The following is a 19,565-nucleotide window of genomic DNA, read 5'->3' as shown; positions in this document are numbered from 1 at the left end:
CCTGAGAGGCCGATTCGACTGGCTGGACTGAGTGAGCGGCGACACGGCCGGGTTGGTGGAGGTCGAGGAGTCTGCGCGGTCATCTCGTCCCTACCCGCCGCACCGAGCCACCGATAGTGCCGATAACTAGTACCTTTGCGCCGACGGTTTGTGGTCGTGGATATAGCGGTAGAACTCCGCGTTCTCGAGTTGGCTCGCGGCGGCTTCGTCGAGAACAACTGTCGCGTGCGGGTGTAGTTGCAGGATTGATGCCGGGCATGACGCGGACAGTGGACCTTCAACTGCAGCTGCGATCGCTTTCGCCTTCTGTGTTCCCGATGCGATGAGGACCAAATGTGCTGCCTCACTGATAGTTCCCAGTCCCTGCGTGATCACATGTTGTGGGACGTCGTCGATACTGTCGAAGAAACGGGCGTTGTCCCGTCTGGTTTGTTCGGAGAGTGTCTTGAGTCGTGTGCGTGAATGGAGCGCCGAGAGAGGTTCATTGAATCCAATATGTCCGTTTACGCCTATTCCGAGAATTTGAACGTCGATGGGGCCGAGTTTCGCAATCCTCGTGTCGTAACGCCGCGCTGCTTCGAAGAGGTCCGTGTCTTTGACGTAGGGACTGTGTACCCGGCACGGTTCGAGGTCGACGTGTTCGGCGAATTGGGTTTTGATCACCTGTGCGTAGGACTCAGGGTGGCCCGTGGGCAGTCCTACGTACTCGTCGAGAAGGAATGCGTGCACGTGGGCAAAGCTGAGTCTCTTTTTGCGGTAACGAGATATGAGCTCGGTGTACACCCCCGAAGGTGAAGATCCGGTGGCAAGTCCCAGCGTTGCGGCTCCGCTGACGATTGCATCGGTGATGATGTCTGCGACAATGATTGAGCACCGCTCGGCGTCAGGTGCGATGACGATTTCCATGTTCGTGTACTGCTTTCTTCAGATGCGGACGAAATGATGTGACAGTGAATTCGTCGACGTGCGCGTGCGCGTGCTCGTGCTCGGTTCGGTGGGTGAAACCACGGAACCGGTATGCGGGGGATGACTACACAGGCTGTTGCTCAATACTTTTCATGCGTACCGGCTGATGCTGTTTCGGCGATATCGAGCACCGCTGTCAGTGCTTCGGCCGCGTTGATCGACTGGCGCGCAACGCTGGCCATTCGGCGGCACTGATCCAGATCGAGGTGGCCGAGTTGTTCACGTACGCAAGCGATGGACGGGGGCGCCATCGACAGACTCGACACTCCCAGTCCGGTCAACACGGCCGCCATCAGCGGATCGCTGGCCGCCTCCCCGCAGACTCCGACGGGCTTTCCCGCTGATCTGCCCTCTTCGCAGATCAGCGCGATCAGATCGAGCATCGCTGGTTGCCAAGGATCGAGCAAGTGGCCCAATCCATGTGACATTCGGTCGGCCGCGAATGTGTATTGCGCAAGATCGTTGGTTCCGATACTGACAAAATCCACCGCACTGAACAGATCTGCCGCACGAAGCGCCGCCGCAGGCACCTCGATCATGACCCCCACAGAAGTCAATCCGTAACTGCGAGCGAGGGATACGAAGCGTCGAGCCTCGTCGGCGGTGGAGACCATAGGCGCCATCACCTTGATCGCGGCACCCGATTCGCATTGGGCTGCAGCGAGGGCTTCCAACTGCAGATGAAGCGACTGAGGGTGCCGTTCGGCAACTCTCAACCCGCGAATGCCGAGCGCCGGATTCTCCTCGCGCGCAAGCCCCAAGAATGGAAGTGGCTTGTCAGATCCCGCATCGAGGGTTCGGACAGTGACCGGCTTGCCGGCGAACGATTCGAAGACTTCGCCGTAGACCTTCTTCTGCTCGTCGATGTCAGGACTTTCCGTGCGTCCGAGAAAGACGAACTCGGTGCGAAACAGCCCGATCCCTTCGCTCTCGAACGTCGATGCACGCCGAGAATCGACGAGAGTGCCTACATTGGAGAGTAACTCGACGCGGTGACCGTCCCGGGTGCGTCCAGGCCCGCTCGCTGTGGACTGGCGGCGTTGCAGGGAGCTCGCCAATTCTTGGCGCCGCTCTTCGTCGGGAGCGACTTCCACGGTTCCGCGCTCGCCGTCGACGATCACCACGGTCCCGTCCACGATCGAGCCCGCTGATGCACAGCCGACAACAGCAGGGATACCCAAGGACTTGGCCAAGATGGATGTATGGCTGGTCGGGCCGCCTTCCTCGGTGATCAGTGCGATGACGTCGCTGTCGGTCAGTGTGGCTGTATCTGCCGGCGAAAGATCATGGGCGGCAAGAACAAAGGGATGGCCCGGAGCAGGTATCCCGGGTAGGGTAGTGTCCAGTAGGCGCGCGACCGTCCGGTTGCCTACATCGCGCAGATCGGCGACTCGTTCTGCCATATAGCCGCCGAGTCGGGTCAATCGATCGCAGAACTCGTCGACGGCCTGGATCAGTGCAAGGGTGGCCGGGCTGCCCGCGAACACGCGTGCCACCGCTGCAGCGGCCAAGTCCGGATCACGCGCCAGATGAGCTGACATCTCCAAAATCTCGACAGCCACACCGGTGGACGCAGACGCGCGTTGCTCCAGTTCCTCGGCGACCGATGCCATCGCATCGGTGAGCCGAGTGGATTCCTCTGCGGGGGTTCCCTTTACCGCTTCCCGGTCGGCGGTCTCGATGGCAGATCTGAACTGCAAGACGGGACCACATACCACTCCACGACTCACGCCCCAGCCCGTCAATATCTCCTCGGTTTTCACGAGACTTCGTCCAGATCGGTGGCAAGTAACGCCGCGAGATCGGCGAGGACGCTGTCGGCGTTCTCGCCTTCGGCTTCCAGAGTGACCTCCTGTCCGAACTTGGCTCCCAAGGCCATCACCGAGAGGATGCTGGCAGCAGAGACCGGCCCGAAATCTGCGGTAGAGATGCTGACGGGAAGTGCAGTAGCTGTGACAGCCTGGGTGAACTTCGCGGCGGGCCGGGCATGGAGCCCGACCGTGGAGCCGATTATCACTGTTCGTTGAGCCATGAGTGGCGTATCCAATCTGAATAGTGTTGCAACGGTGCATCATTGCGAAAACTGATCGGAATGATGCACCGCTCCGTGCCAGGTCGAATGAAGATCGGGGCTGAGGTGCGTTGAGGTATTCGCCCGTTTCCCGGCTCGATCGGTGCCGGGGTGTCCGTCAGGCGAGTTCGGGGATTCGGCCGAGGTATCGATCGATCAGAGCAGAATTCTGCTGATCGCCGCCCTCGACGTTGGCACTGGTCCATCGAGGCAGTTCGACGCCACGCATCGTGGCGAGGTCGTCGAGCTTACTGATCAGAAGATTCCACGCGTAAGCCGCCAGTATTGTCGACACCGATCCGGTGCGCGGATCTACCGACGGGTAGATGACGTCTCCGGGCGGAGTGCATGTATCGACAACGATCGTCGCGTGCTCGGCGAGATTCGTCGCGGACCTGACCGAGGCTCCCTGCGAGGCGGTGGACGAGGTGACCGCGATAACCGGCACACCCAGAGCCTGGCATTCCATGGCAATTTCCACGGGATACGGGTTTCGTCCGCTGGTGGAGAAGACGACAGCAACATCTGGCGGGGTGGGATTCACAGTCCTGACGGTCGAACGCCCTAATCCGTCTCGGCGTTCGGCTTGGGTACTTTGAATTGCACCTCCGAGCGGAAAAATTTCCGGGTGCCAGATGGGTCGGACGGCAGCAAGTCCGCCGGCACGGTAGAACGATTCGCACACCATCGCCAGCGAGTGGCCCGCCCCCGCAACGTGGATGATTCCGTTGTCGAGAATGGATTCGAACATCAACGATGCCGCACTGGCGATCGACGACGATGAGCGCTCGTCGATCTCGTCGAGATACTGCCGCACCTGCCCGCCGTAGCGATTCGTCTGGTCGACCGAAGGCGTGGAATTCCTATCCATTACTGAACACCGCCTCGAGCTCGAGTGTCATCGCGTCGCTGTCCTGTGCGTCGCGAAGTCGTTGTGCCAGACCGGAGGACAAGGCCTTGGCCAGCGCTCTCACAGCATCGACGTGTGCGTCAGGATCGGTGGTGCAGAAGGCCAGCAACACGTCGACGGGGTCGTTCTGCGGGTGTCCGAAGGCTACGGGCGGCGTCGTGCGTGCTGCAGCGATACCGACGCTGTTGCCTCCGTCTTCGGGCCGGGCATGTACCAGTGCGATACCCGGCGCCAACACGATATACGGACCGTTCTCTTCGACCACTCGAACACATGCAGCCGGGTAGGTGCTCTCGGCAGCACCGGCGTCGACGAGGAGGGTCGCAGCTTGTTGCACTGCGTCCTTCCAGTCGGTCGCCCGCAGATCGCTGCTGGCGCGCATCAGCGGTTGCATCACAGCCAACCTTTCTGCCCCAGCTCGTCGACGAGTTGCGCGCGTAGTCCGTCTACATCCAGAAAGTCGCTGACCGAGATGACGATGGGAGCGAGGTCCGAAATATCCGCAGTGTGCATGCCTTGTCCGACAATCACATCGGGGTTCAGACCACGGGCGGAGCAGATGTCGGTGTTCTCGACGCGACTGTCGAGGTTGATGGTCTTGAGGGCATCTTCGGCGGTCATCTTCAAGATGAGGCTCGAACCCATTCCGACGCCGCAGACGGTCAAGACTTGAAGTGTTCGGTTGATAGTCATGCTGTCATTCCTTAAGGCAAGAGGTTATGCGTTGTTGGTCGTGGAGACGGGGGTGACCTCGGGAGCGGGCGAGCGATCCTTTCGGCCCAGGATCAGCAGGCAGACGGCAGTCGCAACAAGTGCGACGACGGGAACGATCCACACGCCGCTGCCGCCGACGACGGGCTCAGCCGCCCGAAGCAGCCAGGCGATCACGTACCAGTCGGGGTCGGCCAGGGCAGCGAGCTCCGGCGCGACGTTTTCGAACAAGCCCCAGGTGATTGCTTGGCCGAAAGCCAGTGTCAGGCCGCCGATCACGCCGCCGATCGCAGCGCCTCGCCACCCGGCGACAGCGTTGCCGAACAGACCTGCTGCGCCGCCGGCGAAGAAGAGCATGATCATCGGCGGAACCAGCGTGAACCATCCGGTTGCGGCGAAGATGCCCAGGCAGCCGAGGAAGACGGTGGTCGACGCGACAAATCCGATCATGACTGCAGTCGGGGCGAAGGGAAACACGGTCGGTGCGTCGAGCGCCGGGCGGGTGCCGGGGATGACGCGGTCGCTGATTCCCTTGAATGCCGGAACGATCTCCGCGAGAAACATTCTCACGCCGTAGAGCATGATGGCGATACCGCCGGCGAATCGCAGTGCGACCAACATTGCCCATACCCAGGGCGAGATTCCGTCGGAGAACTTGTTTGCCTCCAACGCCACGATGGCCTTGTCGGCGAACGCAACCGCGATGAGCATGATGATGGAAAGTACAAGTGCGGTACTGACATTGACGTCCTTGAAGAAGGACAGCTGGCGGGGAAGATTGACCTTCTCGGCGTCGTGCTTTTCCTTGTCACCGAACGGACGGGCCACGAAACCGGTTACGACGCAAGCGATCGAACTGGTATGTGCGTAGCCGAATCGTTCGTCCTGCCCGATCATGCGCATCAGTGGGCGCATCCATAGGGGCTGCAGGGTGAAGTAGGCAGCAACAAATCCTGCGCCGCACAGAACCAGCGTGAGCTGATCGGCGTCCGGGGCGATCACCAACAGTGAAGCAACCGTGACGGTGCTGACCCAGAACATCAGATGCCCGGTGAGGTAGAGATACCTGGCGGCCGGGAAGATACGGACGATCACCAGGTGTACGAGGAACGCCAGGGTGAGCACCAAGGCGATGGTTCCGCCTTGATTCGAGAGAAAGTCGTCCAGACTGGCCTTCGCGACGGGCGGTGTGGTTCCCATCGCGTTGGCGAGCACCCGCTGAAAGCTCAGCAAGCCGCTGGTGAAGACGTCGATGCCGATCAGCAGGACTACGACACCGATGGTTGCTCGCAGGGCGCCGGCGACGATGTCCTCGACGCGCTTCTTCTGGAGGATGAGACCGATGAGCGTGATTCCTCCGATGAGAATCGGTACCTGGCTGAATATGTTGTCCGCCAAGAAGGTCAGGGTATCTGTGATTGCGTTCATGTCACGATCCTGTTTTGGTTGATGGAACGAAGAGTTTGATGTCGTCGACGACGGCGGAACCCTCGTAGTAGTTCAGGTGCGGGTCGCCGATGACGAACGAGTCCGGGTAGGCCGAGCCGGCCGGCCATGTGTGTTCGGTCGTGTTAGTTCCCGCGGGGCCCGTGTGGTTGAGCTGCTGATCGAACTCGCCGTTGTATTCTTCGGGCTTCTGGTTGTAATGCCAGATGGGGCGACCGTTTTCGACGAAGTCGCTGTGGTAGCGCAGTGTGGTTTGGCCGATGTGTGAGAAGGGACCACTCATCTCGATCGTGTAACCGGTCTTGTCCCGTTCGACAGCGAAGGTGTAGCTGGCATCGGGCATGAGCTCCGGCTGGATCTCGGCGGTGGTCAAGATGTCCTTGTACTGGCCCTTGTCACCGAAGGTTCCGGCGCCGTCGTAGTCACCACAGGACGTCTTGTAGTAGTACTCGGTGCTGATGTTGTTGTTCTGTGGTCGGAACTTGTCGCCACGCGGAAAGATCGCGTTGACTCCGTTGTAGTTACCTTCGGTGGAGCTGTAGATCTCGCCGGTGGCAGGGTTGCACGTGCCGTACTTGGTCGTCCAAGGGGACGTCGCGTAGTACCCGTCCATGATGACCTTGCGGCGATAGTGGATTCCGGGGTTTCCGTGCGGGGCAGGGTTGTCGTGGTCCAGAATCGTCATGTAGTAGAAGCCGTTGTCCGGCTTGACATCGCCGTACTGGCATCGGCTCTTGTCGGGGGCCGCACCCTTGAAGGTCCAGGGGAACCCTGTCTTACAATCACCGGCGGCGTAGCCGTTGGTTTTTCCGTCGTAGTCGAAGGTTCCGTTCCGCTTACCACCGAAGTCGATGCCGCGCAGTGTCATCTCGACGCGGTATTCCTCGGGTAGAGCCGTCGTCGGGCGAATGATGACTCCGCCGTCCCAGCTCGGTTCGTTGATTTTAGCTGCCTTCTCACCGCCGGGGAGCTTTACCGTGGACAACCCCGGTTGGGAATCGGGCGTGCCGTCCTTGTCCTTGTCGACCGCGGCGATTTCAGCTGTCAGCCAGTCGTTCTTTCCGAATGCAACACGCTTACGGAAGACGTTGAGGCTGTCCATGTTTGTAGTGGCGGCAGGGCCGCTGATCTGCGACCAGACAGGACTGTCGTCGTCGAAATCATCTATGTGCCAAGGGCTTTGCTCACCTTGAGGGTCGAGTTGCCACGGAGCTGAATCCACCTTCAATGGGGTGTTGAACGATTCCTGGGAGACCAATTGCCACCCGGACTTCTGATTGGCGGCCTCACCGCCGAGGCTTCCCCAATCCGCAGGCAGTGAGTGCGCTGAGCCGTACAGTAGGACGCTCGTCAATCCGACGATCGCGGGCTTCGCGTATTTGAACACGGGACCTTCTCCTTTCGGCCACAACGGTCGTGGCATGCTGAATACGGCTCCTGGTACGAGCAAGAACCACTAAGGGGGTAGGCCTCGTCGGCCGGTGCATCCTGGGCGCCTTACGAATCGCCTGAGCGCTGATCGACGAGTAGAGGTCGCGGAGCCCTCGGGACTCCATGTCCGGATTAACCTAGGCGGGTTTTTCAAATTGGTCAATACCAATTTTCGAGTGATTTTTCGACCGGCCCTCCAGGCGCAGAACAGACAACGTCGACCAAGGGCTTCTTGTCCGAAATTTGGTGCAGACCAGTCGGAACGGTTGTTACACAAGGCTTCACAATGAAAGTGTTTTCCCGGCAGGGGTGTGTGTCATTGGGTGCCCAACCGGATGGGTGGATTTTCCGCACACTCCTCGCCGAGTGTCATCGCTCGTCAGCTTTCGCCGAGAGAGCCGGCGCAACTGTTCAACGGTCGCGAGGTTTGCCGAGTGCTGTTCGATGCTTCGGTTTTCTGGGTTAACCAGTGTGAACGTCGGAGATCGGCGCATCCTGGAATCGGGAAACGGTATTTCGAATCGGAAACCGGTGTGTGGGGGATGCGCTTGAATGGGTCGGTGGACGGAAGGCGATCGTGTTCTCCGTGCCTGCGCATTGGCCTCAAGTGGTCTTTACCATTTGTGGTAGCTTGGTATCGTCGTCAGGCGCAGTCGGAGGAGTGCGATGGAAGCAAGCATGAGCCGCTCAGGTTTGCGGCCGGTACAGACCAAACGTGAGCGCCTCCGTGAGGCGCTCGAAACCCTGCTGGGGCAATCGAAACCTGGCGACATGATCCCGGCCGAACGGGAGATGTGCAGTTTGTACGACGTGTCGAGAGGTACGGTGCGTTTGGTTCTCGACGATCTTGTCTCCGAAGGGCGAATTGAGCGCAGGCATGGTAGCGGGACGTACGTTACTCAACCCAAAATGGCGGTGATGCTGTCGATGACTTCCTTCACGGAAGACATGAAACGCCGCGGGCTGCGGCCGGCATCGAGAGTTCTTGAATTCACTACGCGTGCAGCAGATTCCAAGCTGGCTCGACATCTGGTCATCTCGCCGGGAGTGGATGTGTATACCGTCAAGCGACTCCGGCTCGCTGACGATCGGCCGATGGCAATCGAGATCCTGCATGTCCCGGCAGTGCGAATGCCGAGATTGAAGCGTTGTGATGTCGAGACCAAGTCGTTCTACCAACTGGTCGACGAACACAATATCGTCCTGACGTCCGGGTCTGAAACCATCGATGCCACAGTCGTAGACGACGAGGAGGCGCTGCTTCTCGAAGTGCCTGTCCACTCGCCGGCGTTCCTGTTTCAGCGCACTGCCTACGATGACGAAGGATCGCCCATCGAGTACGTTCGATCAATCTATCGCGGGGACAGATACCGGATCGAGCTGGATCTGAAGCCGTCGCCGGCGTAGCTGTCGGGGCTTCCCGACGGGCCGATGACGTTGTATCGCGAAGGCCTCGTGTACTTCTCGCTGCATTGCCGCACCGAGGAAGCGAGACATCGTCGACACCACCGGCGTCCTGCTCACGATTCGTGAAAGTTCTGCGATGCAGCATGCTCGATTGATCACGGTGTCGGCGGTCAACGCCATCGGGGTTCGTTATTCTTCTACGCAGGTCACATCGGTCGTGTCGGACCAGCTACAATGCTGCGGCGCCCGCGAGGAGGAAACGTATGCTCATCTTCGGAACACGAACGAAAACAGCCTTCATTGCGGCTCTGTTCTTCACCTGCAGTTTCTGTCGGACGACGGCGGCGCAGCGCCTGAATCGCCGACGCACCTGGTTCACACTGTTCTTCCTTCCGATCTTCCCGTTTGGGCGAGGTCAAGACTTCATGGCATGCGCGAACTGCGGACAGGCCACCCCCCTCGCTCGTCCCGACGCAGATCGGTTTGCTGCCGACGCCGCACAGTACGAAGCGCAACGCCTCAACACCGAAACGCTCGGTTGAACGTCGCGTCTCCCTCGATCGGTCAAGACCCACCACACCGTTCAGGTCGACTCCAGCACTACTGTCAGACGGCCACGACCAGTGGGCGCGTCGAGAAGTTCCGGGCGGATACTTCTCGATGGGAAGGAACCTCTCCGTGGGTGAAACGGGAATGCCCACGGTTTCTGCCGTCGTCCGTCATGGCGCTTTACATATCTATGACTCCGAGCAGCGACGTCCGCGACGATCAGGTCAGCCATGGATAAACCCTCACTGTGGTGTCTAGGGGACTGGCCCGGGCGACAGTAGCAATGCCGCAGGTACCGGTGACACGGTCAAACCTACGGCTACTACTGGTGACAGCGGCCGAACCGAGAGTGCTCACGCAGCAAAAGTAATGGGTCGGCACCGCACTAGTGGCGGCTCAAGAATGGAATCAAGGCACATAGTACGGTTTCGGAATCTGCGACGGCACTCGCGTGATCGGTGCCCTCGATCACGGTCAGGGTGTTGTCGGGGATCACGGATGCGAGATGCTCGGTGTCCTGTCTGCGCTCGTGGTCGCGCGATCCGACGAACAACAGGGTCGGCGTGGTAATCCGTTGAAGCACCGCGTCGTCCATGCCCTCCTCCTTCTCCGCTCGCCGCATGTATGCCGCGAGTGCGAGTGCGTCGTTGATTCGGAACGCAGTCGCGGTCTGAGGATCCACCGGTTTGCCGCGCCGAGCGCCCCAACCGGACAGGAACCCTTCGATCCCGCCGCTTTCGAGTGCGTCGATGCATCCGGGAAAGAACAATGCGTCGAACGCTCCCGTCATCGGTCGGCTACTCCCGCCCCCGACGGTCAACGACCGCACCCGTTCGGAGTGTTCGACTGCCAACGACATCACCGAGCGCCCACCGAACGAGTATCCGAGGACGTGCGCCGGTTCGAACGGAGACTCCGTGTCGAGGATTTCCAGGAGATCGCCGACCACCAGATCCATTGCATACGAGTCGGAGTCGTGTGGTTTGTCGCTGCGCCCGTGACCCCGCATGTCGACGAGGATCAGACGGTACTGGTCCTGGAGTGCCTTGACATACCCGAAACCACGCCAGATGGAGCGCGACAACGCTGTGCCGTGCACCATCAACAGGGGTGGACCATCGCCCACGATCTGATAGGCGATTCGCGCACCGTCCACCGGGTTTCTCACGTCTTGCAACACCCGTCCAGTATGGGTGTCAGTGATTGCGCATGTGAACTCGAGTTGTCGGATGGTGTCCATTCACTCGGGATCGATGTCCTGAATACCATCTTCATCCATGCTGATCCACCGCGTTATTCTGATGTCGCGCAGGAACGGCAGATCGTGACTCACCACCACCATGGCGCCGTGGAAATCCGACAGTGCCTGCGTGAGGTGAGCGAGACTCGGTAGGTCCAGGTTGTTTGTCGGCTCGTCGAGCAGAAGCAACTGGGGGGCGGGTTCGGCCAGAAGGATCGTGGCCAACGCCGCGCGTAGCCGTTCTCCGCCCGAGAGAGCGGACGCCACTACGTCGGAATCCGTTCCCCGGAAAAGGAACCGTGCCAACTGCCCGCGAATTTCCTCGGTTGTTGCGTGTGGTGCGGCCAGAGCGACGTTGTCTGCCACCGAAAGATCCTCGTCGAACACGTCGAGACGTTGGGGGAGCGCACGAGAGGCCACGAACGGGGTCGACGCAGCGATTGCGTCGAGCAACGTCGTCTTGCCGATTCCGTTGCGTCCCACTATCGCGATCCGCTCCGGCCCGGTGATCTGAAGCGATACTACTTGGCCACTTCGCAACGTCACCTCGTCGAGCCGCGCAACCTGCTGCCCCGGATGAACCTCTGTAGCAGGAAGATCCAGGCGAATCTCGCGATCGTCTCGAAGGAGTTCCTCTGCCTCCGACAGGGCGGACTTGGCCTCGTCCACCTTCCCGATGTGGCCCGTGGCCAGCTTTCCGGCCGAAACTTGGGCCTGGCGTTTTCGTGTCTGCGCGATAATCGGCGGCATCCGCTTGTTCTCGAACATCTTCTGCCCATAGCGTTTACGTCGGTCCAGTTTTGTTCGAGCGTCGATCAGCTCGCGGCTCTGCTTCGCCAGATCGGCCTTGGCGTCGCGAACCGTGGCGAGTGCGTTTTCCTGCTCTGCGGTCACGACGTCCTGGTAGTGCGAGTAATTGCCGCCGAACACGCGTAGATCGCCGCGACGTAGTTCGACCGTGTACTCGGCGGTATCGAGCAGTTCCCGGTCGTGGCTGACGATCAGTACAGTTCCCGGAAACTGTTGGACTGCAGCATGAACCCGTGATCGAGCGTCGCGGTCCAGGTTGTTGGTCGGCTCGTCGAGGAGCAGTACCTGCGGATTCCTCAGTAGCGTTGCGGTCAGGCCGAGCAGTACGGTCTCCCCGCCGGAGAGGGTGCCGACAGTTCGGCCCAGTGCTGCCGTATCCGGAACTACCTTCTCGAGGCCGAGTCGATGCAGCGTGGAGAGTGCGCGCTCCTCGATGTCCCAGTTGTTGTCCACGAGCACGAAATCGGACACCGCACCGTTGCCGGTTTCGATGCGGTGCAGTGCATTTCGGAGTTCGTGGATACCAAGGATGTCATCCACCCGAACGCTCGGATCGAGTGTGATGTCCTGACGGAGGTAGCCGACCTCGCCGGAAGCGGTCACGGATCCGGATTCAGGAGAGAGCTCTCCCGCGATCAATCGCAGTAGAGTCGACTTTCCCGATCCGTTCAGCCCCACGAGACCGACACGGCCACTGGGGAATACAAAATTCGTGCGGGCAAAGACTGATTCGCCGTCCGGCCAGATAAAGGTGAGATCCGAGAGCGACAGAGAAGAATGGGATTGGGTCATGTTTACTCCAGAGGGTGCTTGGACTGTGCGCCCGGCTCAGCAACTGCTGATGGGTGCGAGTGCCTTCGCGTAATGAACCTCTAGAGGAGCAACGGCCCGTTTCCTGTTCTGTCGGGAATGATTCGTGTTCCAGGTTAGAACATTCGAACGATCCCGCGCAATCGAATTATCGTGTGCTGTCGGTCTCGCCAGTGTTCGGTCCTCAGATCTTCGGGCCTTCGGATCTGAGATCGTCGACCTTCGACATCGCTTCGCGGAGTTCAGTGAGCCACTGTTCGCTGTGCTTGCCCGCCAACCGGACTGTCCACATGAGTGCATCCGCTCGCGAACGAGCAACACCCGCGTCCACCAGAGTGTCGAGGACCTTGCGTTCGGGTTGGCGAAGTCGTGTCATCACCGGAACCGCGAGATGTGTGAACAGGACAGTCTTTTCATCCAGGCGTACGCCCCAGGCGACCTTGCGTCCGTAACGTGCCTCGGCCTCGTCGGCGATGCGCATCCGGTCGGCGCGCGTGGTTTCGCGAAAGCGCGAGATCCTTCCGTCCGTGGCTGCCTCGCCACCGTCGACTGCCGGGAGTTCACCGATCACCACGATTTCTTCGCGGTCGACCTGTACGTCGGCGGTGCCGGTGAACCAATCGTCGGGAAGTCGACCGGCAAACCAGTCGGACGCATCACTCGCGTCGGGAACCGATGCTTGTTGCCAACCTCCGGGACGGCCGAACCTGCGGTCGCCGGAGCCTTGTGAGTTCTTCATGACGTTCTCCTCGGAATGCTGGTGGAGTCTGACGTGCGTGTATTGCACTGATTACATGATTACACCCATAGTCGAACGAGCGCCACAAATTCGGGCATGATCGAAGTCGTGCGCCTTTCACACGCTCGCCAGAGCTTCCGAACTTTCCGTCGTCCCGTGGCTGCCGTGGCTCTGGGGGTATTGGCGGCAGGATCCGTAGTTGCGTGCAGTTCTGGCCCTGACCAGCCGAAATCAGTAGCAGAGGAGTTTGCGTCCGCGCTCACAGCGGATGACGTGCAAGCGGCGGCAGCCCTCACCACCGACCCGGCGGCGGCGTCGACTGCGATTTCGGCTCTGATCGACGGACTCGGCAAGGACGAGGGAACCTTCACCGTCTCCGACGCCGCCGAGTCCGGAGATTCCGCAGGAACATTCACACTCGACGCGGCGTGGAAGTTCGGCGAAGGTCAGGACTGGAACTACTCGACGCAGGGAAACGCGTCGAAAAGCGGTGACAACTGGCTGATCCAGTGGGACCCGGCGCTGCTCGCTCCGGACCTGACCGCCTCGACCACGCTGCGTTACACACCCACCACCGGCGCGCCGCCGTCGGTGCTGGACGCGGCGGGTCAGCCGATCATGGAGCAGCAGGTAGTGACGCTGGTCAATCTCGATTCCGCTGCGGTTCCCCCGGTAGACACAGCCGCGGTGGCGGCACTGCTCTCGCCCGTCGCTCCGACGATCACGGCGGCATCTCTGAGCGGTGATCTTGCGTCGGCAAGCGGGAAGCCGGTCACCGCAATCACTTTGCGTGCCGAGGATCTTGCACCCATCGAAGAGCGGTTGGCGGCGATTCCCGGAGTGAGCTTGGCGCCGCAAGCGCGGTTGCTCTCGGTGGACAAAGCGTTGGCGTCGCCGGCGTTCAGCGGGCTGTCAGATCTCTGGCAGGAGGGGCAGGACAAATCCGCAGGCTGGGCGGTACAGCAGGTGAAGCAGAATGGAACCGTGACCACCGTCGCCGGCCAAGACGGGCCTGTTGCTCCGAATATCGCGACGACCATCGACCGACCGCTGCAACTCGCGGCCGAGAACGCACTGGCCGGGGTGACGCAACAGGCGGCGATCGTTGCGCTGCAGCCGTCAACCGGAGCGGTGTTGGCGGTGGCCCAGAACGCCCCCGCCGACGCGCAGGGCCCGATCGCGTTGACCGGCCTGTACCCACCAGGATCGACGTTCAAGACCGTGACGACGTCCGCGGCCCTGCAAGCCGGCGTCGCTACACCGGACACAGTTCTGCCGTGCCCGGGCACCGAGAACATCGAAGGGCGTCAGATCCCCAACGACGACGAGTTCGACCTCGGATCTGTCCCGCTGCACACCGCATTCGCGAAGTCGTGCAACACCACCATGGCGAGGATGGCCGTCGGTCTGCCCGCGGACGCCCTGCACAACGCGGGATTGCAGTTCGGGCTCGGCGTCGACTACGTCACCCCCGGGCTCACGACCGTGACGGGCAACGTCCCCGACGCGAACACTCCCGCTGAACGCGTCGAGTCCGCGATCGGACAGGGCACCGTGACCGCCACGCCTTTCGGGATGGCTCTGGTGGCGGCCTCGATCGCCAACGGAACGACGCCGGCGCCGATGTTGGTCAAGGGACAGGCAGGCGTGGCGGATCAGACGGTCGCACCTGCTCCCGCGGAAGTGACCGAACAGTTGCGGGTGATGATGCGCGAAACCGTCACGGGCGGTACGGCGACGTCGTTGCAGGACATTTCGGGGCTTCTCGGCAAGACCGGTACAGCCGAAACCGAGGGCGGCCCAGCACATGGGTGGTTTGTCGGAATCAAGGGCGATCTCGCATTTGCAGTATTCATCGCCGGCGCGGACAGCTCTTCGCCTGCAGTGCAGGTAGCGGGTACTTTCCTGCGCTGAAACCTGTTTTCCGTTGCAGTTGGATCACGCCGTCGTAGCTCAACCGTGACACGTTCGTAGGCATCCCGTGCTTGTTACTCATGTGACAGAAGTAAAGAGTTACATGCATGGGGCCCGGAGGACAGCACAACCGTCGTGGAAAATATGTCGTTGCGTCGATAACTGCTGTCGTTCTGACAGTGGCGCTCGCGTCGTGTGTCATCGGTGGAGAGAAGAAATCCGATGCCGCCTCGGTGGTGGAGGACTTCGTCACCGCCCTCAACAACCACGACGCCGAAGCCGCCGCGGCGCTCACGTCGTACCCCAACGCGGCGCGGCCGTCGATCCAGCAGATGTTCGACGGGCTGGCCGCGAAGTCCTCCGACTTCGACGTCGCCCAAGTTATGGATCTGGGTAGCGACTCCGGACTCTTCACCCTCGACGCCTCCTGGAACTTCGGTGAAGGCAAGGACTGGAGCTACCAGTCGCAGGGTGAGATTCGCGATCTGTCCGTCGGCTGGCGTGTGTCCTGGGACCCGTCGGTCCTCGTTCCCGACCTCGGCAACGGTCGCACCGTCTCGTACACCCGCACTGACGCAGCGCCGCCGAAGGTCGTCGACAGCACGGGCACCCTGCTCATGAACGAGCAGACCATCAACGCGATCACTCTCGACCCCGCCACCATGCCGGACCCCGTCGACACCACTCGTCGCCTCGCCACGGTCCTCGAACCTGTCGCACCGTTGGTGACCTCGGAGTCGATGCTGGCCGACCTCGCCGCCAACCCCGGCAAGCCCGTCACCGCCGTACTGCTCCGCGATCCCGACTACGCCTACCTGGAAAGCGATTTTGCGATCCCCGGCGTTGTCGTGGTCAAGACACCCAAGCTGATCGCCTCCGACCGTCGCATCAACTCACCGTTGCTTGATCCGCTGCGGACCGTGTGGCAGGCCAATCGCGACGCCACCGCCGGCTGGGCGGTCAACCTGGTCGAGTCCAACGGGTTCCCGATCAAGCAAGCCGGCTTCCAGGGACCTCCCGGCCCCGACGTCGCCGCGACTCTCGACTCGCACGCTCAACTTGCCGCGATCGAAGCCGTCGTCAGTGCGGGTACTCCTGCGGCCATCGTGGCGATCCGCCCGTCGGACGGCGCCATTCTGGCTGCAGCACAGAACAATCAGGCCATCGAACAGGGGCCAATCGCCTTTACCGGGTTGCGCCCGGCCGGCGGCGCCCTCGATCTGGTCCGTCTCGCATCGTCGATGCAGAACGGCGTCGACCCCGGAGCGGTGTCAGCCGAGCAGTTGGCCGACACCGGGCAGCAACTCGGACTCGGCAACGGCTTCCACATTCAGGGACTCGATCAGCAGACGGCAGTGCTGGCCGCGAACCGCCCCGGCGTCGACCAGGCGATGAACAACGTCATGGCCAACAAGACGTCCAACAACTCGGGTGCGCCGACAGTGACGCCGTTCGGGATGGCGATGCTGGCGGCGTCGATTGCTCGCGGTAGTGCCCCGCTTCCGATGATGGTCTTCGGGCAACCAGCTACCGCCGACGTCGCCCCGACGGCATTGCCCGGCGATGTGAACAATCGTCTGCGCGACGCCATGCGAGGGGCCGGCGGATTGGCCGGGTACCCGGACATGATGGCGGCTGGTGCGGCGAGCGGTGACGATCGCTGGTTCTACGGATCACGCGGAGACTTCGCGTTCGCGGTGTTTGTCGCAGACGCCGACGGCGGCGATCGAGCAATGCAGATGACGGACAAGCTCTTCCAGGAACTCGGCAAGCCTGCCGACAAGTAGTACCAGGTACCGCGAGTAGATTCCTGGTTCGTGAACCTGCTCGATTTCCTATTCCTCGTCGTAGCGGGATTCTTCAGCGGTCTTGTCGGTTTTGTCACCGGTCTTGCATCGATCGTCTCGTATCCGGCGCTGCTGAGCGTCGGGCTCTCACCGGTCAGCGCGAACATGACCAATACCGTTGCGTTGGTGGCCGTCGGCGTCGGAGCATTGGCGAACTCGTCACGCGAAGTTGCCGACACCGGTCCGAAACTTGTTCGCTGGGCTCTCTATTCGGCAGCTGGCGGCATTGTCGGTGCCCTGATTCTGTGGTTGGCACCGGAAGGTTCGTTCGAATCCGTTGTGCCCGCGATGGTTGTGTTCGCCTCGCTCGCGCTGCTTCTGCAACCGAAGATTCGTGAGCTGGCCGGCGGCGGTGACCGTCCCGGAATCTACTCGGCAGCACTGTTTGCCGTCGCGGTCTACGGTGGCTATTTCGGTGCCGGTGCGGGCGTCATCTTCCTGGCCGCGACGCTCATCCTGACCTCCGAAACGGTCTGGCGTGCAACGATCCTGAAGAGCTTCTTTCTCGGCATCGCCAATCTTGTGGCTGCGCTCATCTTCGCCTTCTCCGGACAGGTGCACTGGGTGGCCGCGTTGGCGATGGCGCTCGGCGCGTTGGCCGGAGGCTGGTGCGGGCCGCCCGTCGTCAAGAAAATCCCGCCATCGGTACTGCGTGTAGCAGTAGCGATAGCGGGATTCGTGCTGGCTCTGTGGTTGTGGGTGAAGTGAGACTGTCTAATTCACGCCCTGCATCAGCTTCTTGATCCACGGGGAGGCAAGAGCAAGAATCACTCCGATTCCGATCGACGAGAAACCGATGATCAGGAAGAACGGGCGACTGTCGTCGATGTCGAAGTAACCGGCCAAGGTTCCTGCCATCGAAGAACCCAAAGCAACGGACAGGAAGAACAACGCCACCATCTGGGTGTGGAAATGCTCGGGCGCGAGTTTGGTTGCAAGGGAAAGGCCGACAGGGGAGAGGAAGAGTTCCGCGAAGGTGAAGAGCAGAAGCACTCCGGCAAGACCGAGGAGCGGTGCGCTGTTCGGTCCACCACCGGTGATCGGGATGAACGCCAAAAACGCCAGACCCATCGTGCCGGTACCGAGCGCGAACTTGATCGGCGACGACGGCTGACGGTCACCGAGTTTGGTCCACATTGCTGCAAACACACCGGCAAAGATGATGATGAACACCGGGTTGATCGACTGCACCCACGTCGGCGGGAAGTCCCAACCGAAGAGATTGCGGTCGAGGAGTTTGTCGGAAATCACCGGCACGGTGGTGAACTGCTGCTGAAACAGCGACCAGAAGGCCGCGCTCGCGATGAACATCGGGATGAACGCAAAGACCCGACTGCGTTCGACCTTGGTCACCTTCTTGCTGGTGAGCATGAGGAGGAAGTAGCCGACGGACGCGATGATCGTGAGTCCGACGACCACGTCGGACATGTTGTCAGCCGTGATCAAACCGGTGGTGGAGGCGATCGCGACGACGACGATCGCAGCAATGCCTATACCGATGTAGAGAGCGCGCTTGTCCGCAGGCAACGGGTTGCCGGGTTCGGCTCCGATCCCGTGAAGATGCTTGCGGCCCAGCGTGTACTGGATCAGACCGAGTGCCATGCCGACGGCAGCGAGTGCAAAACCGGCGTGGAATCCCCAGGCGTCCTGGACGGCACCCGTGAGCAGCGGACCGACAAGACCGCCGATATTGATGCCCATGTAGAAGATGGAGAATCCGGCGTCGCGGCGGACATCCTTTTCGGAATAGAGATCTCCGACCAGTGAGGTCGCATTGGCCTTGAGACCACCACTGCCGAAGGCGACCATGACCAGGCCGACACCCACACCCCACATGCCGGGAAGAACCGACAGTGCGATGTGGCCCGCCATCACCAGCGAAGCGCTGTAGAAGAGGGTGCGCTCGGAGCCGAGAAGTCGGTCGGCCACCCACGCGCCGAGAATCGTCGACAGGTAGACGGTGCCGCCGTACGCGCCGACGATGCTGGTCGCTGCCGCCTGGCTGATACCGAGGCCGCCGTCACTGACGCTGTAATACAGGTAGTAGATGAGGATGCCTTGCATCCCGTAGAAGGAGAATCTCTCCCACATCTCGACGCCGAAAAGGTTCGCCAGCGCAAACGGCTGGCCGAAGAACCCCCGGTCTTCCTTTTCGCTACGTTCGACGGGCTCCGTAGTGTTGCTCATCCGAAAAGTGTCCTACGTCCTCGGGCATTTCGGGCGGTTCCGAGCCGTGGAATTTGGTTACGACTTGGTGCGAATCCTCGCTACCAGCGGCGCGAGTGCACGCCAGCCGAGCAGGAACGCGCCGAGGACGAGAGTCGCGACGATGATGAAGCTTAACTGTGTGCCTTGACCGCTCACCACTCGCAGGACCATGCCGATGACGACGGTGGAGAGCCATACGGCAATGCCGGTGGGAAGCAGGAGAACGGCGTTGAACTTGTCGCGGTACAGCGCGAACGTGGCGGCCCATCCGATCGCCAGGCCGGTCAGGAACGGCCAGGATGTCTTCGCCAGACCGGCGAGCGCATTGGCTTCTTCGTGTGTACGGCGCCCTATCGCGCAGAAGATTATGACAAGAATGGCGTCGATCAGCAGGAATGGTGCGTACTTCTTCACGCACACACCATACGACTGTGCGCCTTTATCAACCGCGGGCGGTTGTGTGAAGTGTCAGGACATCGTGGACACTTTCATGTGTCATGACCTTC

The 19,565-nt window shown here is 61.1% G+C and carries 18 protein-coding genes; 5 read left to right on the top strand and 13 right to left on the bottom strand.

All coding sequences use genetic code 11. The features are described from left to right. Positions 1 to 126 precede the first annotated feature (126 nt). The 8 genes from nagB to QM716_RS25240 form a co-directional block, all read right to left on the bottom strand. The gene (gene nagB / locus QM716_RS25275) at positions 127 to 906 is read right to left on the bottom strand and encodes a glucosamine-6-phosphate deaminase (RefSeq protein ID WP_283306916.1); all 780 of its coding nucleotides are present in this window, start codon (positions 904 to 906) and stop codon (positions 127 to 129) included. A 140-nt stretch (positions 907 to 1,046) separates the two neighbouring features. Further along, positions 1,047 to 2,729 carry a phosphoenolpyruvate--protein phosphotransferase gene (gene ptsP, locus QM716_RS25270; RefSeq protein WP_283306909.1) on the bottom strand — a complete coding sequence of 561 codons (1,683 nt, stop codon included), beginning with the start codon at positions 2,727 to 2,729 and terminating at the stop codon, positions 1,047 to 1,049. Further along, a complete protein-coding gene (locus QM716_RS25265; protein ID WP_283306908.1) occupies positions 2,726 to 2,998 on the bottom strand; it encodes an HPr family phosphocarrier protein in 273 nt (90 codons plus the stop codon). The genes ptsP and QM716_RS25265 overlap by 4 nt, the downstream gene beginning before the upstream one ends. Positions 2,999 to 3,155: 157 nt before the next feature. Beyond that, positions 3,156 to 3,908, bottom strand: coding sequence for an SIS domain-containing protein (locus QM716_RS25260; RefSeq protein WP_283306906.1), 753 nt, complete (start codon positions 3,906 to 3,908; stop codon positions 3,156 to 3,158). Further along, entirely contained in the window at positions 3,901 to 4,341 is a 441-nt protein-coding gene (locus QM716_RS25255; RefSeq protein ID WP_283306904.1) for a PTS sugar transporter subunit IIA, read from the bottom strand. Before QM716_RS25255 ends, QM716_RS25260 begins: the two co-directional genes overlap by 8 nt. Continuing rightward, positions 4,341 to 4,640, bottom strand: a complete 300-nt coding sequence (locus QM716_RS25250; RefSeq protein WP_283306903.1) for a PTS sugar transporter subunit IIB — start codon at positions 4,638 to 4,640, stop codon at positions 4,341 to 4,343. Before QM716_RS25250 ends, QM716_RS25255 begins: the two co-directional genes overlap by 1 nt. A 24-nt stretch (positions 4,641 to 4,664) precedes the next feature. Beyond that, positions 4,665 to 6,086 carry a PTS ascorbate transporter subunit IIC gene (gene ulaA, locus QM716_RS25245; protein ID WP_283306902.1) on the bottom strand — a complete coding sequence of 474 codons (1,422 nt, stop codon included), beginning with the start codon at positions 6,084 to 6,086 and terminating at the stop codon, positions 4,665 to 4,667. Position 6,087: 1 nt separating this feature from the next. After that, positions 6,088 to 7,491, bottom strand: a complete 1,404-nt coding sequence (locus QM716_RS25240) for a hypothetical protein (protein WP_283306901.1) — start codon at positions 7,489 to 7,491, stop codon at positions 6,088 to 6,090. Between the two features lie 710 nt (positions 7,492 to 8,201). On the opposite strand from QM716_RS25240, the gene QM716_RS25235 reads away from it, so the two are divergent. After that, positions 8,202 to 8,942: a GntR family transcriptional regulator gene (locus QM716_RS25235; protein WP_349307367.1), complete on the top strand. Its 741-nt coding sequence runs from the start codon at positions 8,202 to 8,204 to the stop codon at positions 8,940 to 8,942. A 263-nt stretch (positions 8,943 to 9,205) separates the two neighbouring features. Further along, a complete protein-coding gene (locus QM716_RS25230) occupies positions 9,206 to 9,484 on the top strand; it encodes a zinc-ribbon domain-containing protein (protein ID WP_283306898.1) in 279 nt (92 codons plus the stop codon). Between the two features lie 392 nt (positions 9,485 to 9,876). Here the strand turns inward: QM716_RS25230 and QM716_RS25225 are convergent, their stop codons facing one another. The 3 genes from QM716_RS25225 to abmR all read right to left on the bottom strand — a co-directional run bounded on the left by QM716_RS25225 (position 9,877) and on the right by abmR (position 13,090). After that, complete coding sequence (locus QM716_RS25225; RefSeq protein ID WP_283307091.1) at positions 9,877 to 10,647, bottom strand: alpha/beta fold hydrolase; 771 nt, start codon at positions 10,645 to 10,647, stop codon at positions 9,877 to 9,879. Between the two features lie 84 nt (positions 10,648 to 10,731). Further along, complete coding sequence (locus tag QM716_RS25220) at positions 10,732 to 12,333, bottom strand: ABC-F family ATP-binding cassette domain-containing protein (protein WP_283306896.1); 1,602 nt, start codon at positions 12,331 to 12,333, stop codon at positions 10,732 to 10,734. A gap of 202 nt (positions 12,334 to 12,535) precedes the next feature. Beyond that, positions 12,536 to 13,090: an ATP-binding transcription factor AbmR gene (abmR, locus tag QM716_RS25215; protein WP_283306895.1), complete on the bottom strand. Its 555-nt coding sequence runs from the start codon at positions 13,088 to 13,090 to the stop codon at positions 12,536 to 12,538. Positions 13,091 to 13,186: 96 nt separating this feature from the next. Between abmR and QM716_RS25210 the strand changes: the two genes are divergently transcribed. From QM716_RS25210 to QM716_RS25200, 3 genes are all read left to right on the top strand, one after another. Beyond that, positions 13,187 to 15,004 carry a penicillin-binding transpeptidase domain-containing protein gene (locus QM716_RS25210; protein ID WP_283306894.1) on the top strand — a complete coding sequence of 606 codons (1,818 nt, stop codon included), beginning with the start codon at positions 13,187 to 13,189 and terminating at the stop codon, positions 15,002 to 15,004. A gap of 107 nt (positions 15,005 to 15,111) precedes the next feature. After that, positions 15,112 to 16,791 carry an NTF2-like N-terminal transpeptidase domain-containing protein gene (locus tag QM716_RS25205; RefSeq protein ID WP_283306893.1) on the top strand — a complete coding sequence of 560 codons (1,680 nt, stop codon included), beginning with the start codon at positions 15,112 to 15,114 and terminating at the stop codon, positions 16,789 to 16,791. Between the two features lie 30 nt (positions 16,792 to 16,821). Further along, the gene (locus tag QM716_RS25200; protein WP_283306892.1) at positions 16,822 to 17,559 is read left to right on the top strand and encodes a sulfite exporter TauE/SafE family protein; all 738 of its coding nucleotides are present in this window, start codon (positions 16,822 to 16,824) and stop codon (positions 17,557 to 17,559) included. 6 nt (positions 17,560 to 17,565) lie between these two features. On the opposite strand, the gene QM716_RS25195 is transcribed toward QM716_RS25200, so the two are convergent. Together QM716_RS25195 and QM716_RS25190 are read right to left on the bottom strand one after the other, a co-directional pair. Further along, on the bottom strand, positions 17,566 to 19,038 hold the full coding sequence (locus tag QM716_RS25195) for a peptide MFS transporter (protein WP_283306891.1): 1,473 nt from the start codon (positions 19,036 to 19,038) through the stop codon (positions 17,566 to 17,568). Between the two features lie 57 nt (positions 19,039 to 19,095). Next, on the bottom strand, positions 19,096 to 19,473 hold the full coding sequence (locus tag QM716_RS25190) for a DUF3054 domain-containing protein (RefSeq protein WP_283306889.1): 378 nt from the start codon (positions 19,471 to 19,473) through the stop codon (positions 19,096 to 19,098). Positions 19,474 to 19,565: the final 92 nt, after the last annotated feature.

Source organism: Rhodococcus sp. IEGM 1409, from assembly GCF_030056735.1.
Lineage (GTDB): Bacteria > Actinomycetota > Actinomycetes > Mycobacteriales > Mycobacteriaceae > Rhodococcus_F.
This window is presented reverse-complemented; position numbering and strand designations above follow the sequence as displayed.

Excerpts from the sequence above, each read along its gene's own strand:
- ulaA (WP_283306902.1), bottom strand. The coding sequence starts at position 6,086 with ATGAACGCAATCACAGATACCCTGACCTTCTTGGCGGACAACATATTC.
- QM716_RS25195 (WP_283306891.1), bottom strand. The coding sequence starts at position 19,038 with ATGAGCAACACTACGGAGCCCGTCGAACGTAGCGAAAAGGAAGACCGG.
- QM716_RS25265 (WP_283306908.1), bottom strand. The coding sequence starts at position 2,998 with ATGGCTCAACGAACAGTGATAATCGGCTCCACGGTCGGGCTCCATGCC.
- abmR (WP_283306895.1), bottom strand. The coding sequence starts at position 13,090 with ATGAAGAACTCACAAGGCTCCGGCGACCGCAGGTTCGGCCGTCCCGGA.
- QM716_RS25235 (WP_349307367.1), top strand. The coding sequence starts at position 8,202 with ATGGAAGCAAGCATGAGCCGCTCAGGTTTGCGGCCGGTACAGACCAAA.
- QM716_RS25260 (WP_283306906.1), bottom strand. The coding sequence starts at position 3,908 with ATGGATAGGAATTCCACGCCTTCGGTCGACCAGACGAATCGCTACGGC.
- QM716_RS25230 (WP_283306898.1), top strand. The coding sequence starts at position 9,206 with ATGCTCATCTTCGGAACACGAACGAAAACAGCCTTCATTGCGGCTCTG.
- QM716_RS25255 (WP_283306904.1), bottom strand. The coding sequence starts at position 4,341 with ATGCAACCGCTGATGCGCGCCAGCAGCGATCTGCGGGCGACCGACTGG.
- QM716_RS25210 (WP_283306894.1), top strand. The coding sequence starts at position 13,187 with ATGATCGAAGTCGTGCGCCTTTCACACGCTCGCCAGAGCTTCCGAACT.
- QM716_RS25220 (WP_283306896.1), bottom strand. The coding sequence starts at position 12,333 with ATGACCCAATCCCATTCTTCTCTGTCGCTCTCGGATCTCACCTTTATC.
- QM716_RS25205 (WP_283306893.1), top strand. The coding sequence starts at position 15,112 with ATGGGGCCCGGAGGACAGCACAACCGTCGTGGAAAATATGTCGTTGCG.
- QM716_RS25250 (WP_283306903.1), bottom strand. The coding sequence starts at position 4,640 with ATGACTATCAACCGAACACTTCAAGTCTTGACCGTCTGCGGCGTCGGA.
- nagB (WP_283306916.1), bottom strand. The coding sequence starts at position 906 with ATGGAAATCGTCATCGCACCTGACGCCGAGCGGTGCTCAATCATTGTC.